At 63.9% G+C, this 1,245-nt stretch carries 1 protein-coding gene; it reads right to left on the bottom strand.

Annotation, left to right across the window (positions count from 1 at the left end; translation table 11 throughout):
- A partial coding sequence (locus PV772_RS22920; RefSeq protein ID WP_347887692.1) for an amino acid permease occupies positions 1-1,245 on the bottom strand: 1,245 nt, incomplete at both ends.

The raw sequence follows: 1,245 nt of genomic DNA, 5'->3' as shown, positions 1-1,245 counted from the left end.
GCGGCAGGCGTACCAGCCGGCGACCATGAGGATGGAGGCGATGGCGGTGACGAGCATGGTCAGGGGTGAGTCGATGAAGACCATGGCCAGGACGCCGATGAGGAAGAGCAGGGAGAGGTAGCCGGTGTAGGGGGCGCCGAACATGCGGAAGGTGGGGCGTTCGACCCAGCCTTTGTCGGCCCAGCGTTTGAGTTGGATTTGGCAGAGCACGATGGTGGCCCAGGTCATGATGATGCCGACGGAGGCGATGTTCAGGACGATTTCGAAGGCTTCGGCGGGGACGAGGTAGTTCAGGGGGACGCCGAGGAGGGAGACGGTGGCGGTGATGGCGATGCCGCCGTAGGGGACGCCTGCTTTGTTCATGCGGGAGGCGAATTTGGGGGCGGAGCCGTTGACGGACATGGAGCGCAGGATCCGGCCGGTGGAGTAGAGTCCGGCGTTCAGGGAGGACAGGGCGGCGGTGAGGACGACGAGGTTCATGATGACGTCCACGCCCTGGACGCCGATGGAGCCGAAGAACGTCACGAAGGGGCTGACGCCTTTTTGGTAGGAGGTGAAGGGCAGGAGCAGGGCGAGGAGGATGACGGAGCCGACGTAGAACACGGCGATGCGGAAGACCACGGAGTTGATGGCCTTGGGCATGATTTTTTCGGGGTTTTCGGTTTCGCCGGCGGCGGTGCCGACGAGTTCGATGGAGGCGTAGGCGAAGAGGACGCCCTGCATGAGGATGATCATGGGGAGCAGGCCGTTGGGGAAGATCCCGCCGTTGTCGGACAGGAGGCTGATGCCGACCTGTTGGCCGTCGACGGGGGTGCCGAAGATGACGAAGTAGGTGCCGATGATCAGGAACGCGACGAGGGCGGCGACTTTGATGAGGGCGAACCAGAATTCCATTTCGCCGAAGACTTTCACGGAGACCAGGTTCAGGGCCAGGACGACGACGAGGGCGGTCAGTGCCCAGGCCCACTGCGGGACGTCGGCCATCCAGGGGATGTAGTTGCCGAAGAAGTGCATGTAGAGGGCGGCGGCGGTGATGTCCACGATGGTGGTGGTGGCCCAGTTGATCCAGTAGAACCAGCCGGAGACGAACGCGGCTTTTTCGCCGAAGAATTCGCGGGCGTAGGAAACGAACGAGCCCGATGAGGGCCGGTGCAGGACCAGTTCGCCCAGGGCGCGCAGGATCAGGAACGCGAAGAACCCGCACACCGCGTAGGCGATGACCAGGGACGGGCCGGCCGCGTTGAG

It is taken from the genome of Pseudarthrobacter sp. CC12 (assembly GCF_039907755.1).
GTDB classification, from domain to species: Bacteria; Actinomycetota; Actinomycetes; order Actinomycetales; family Micrococcaceae; genus Arthrobacter; species Arthrobacter niigatensis.
This window is presented reverse-complemented; position numbering and strand designations above follow the sequence as displayed.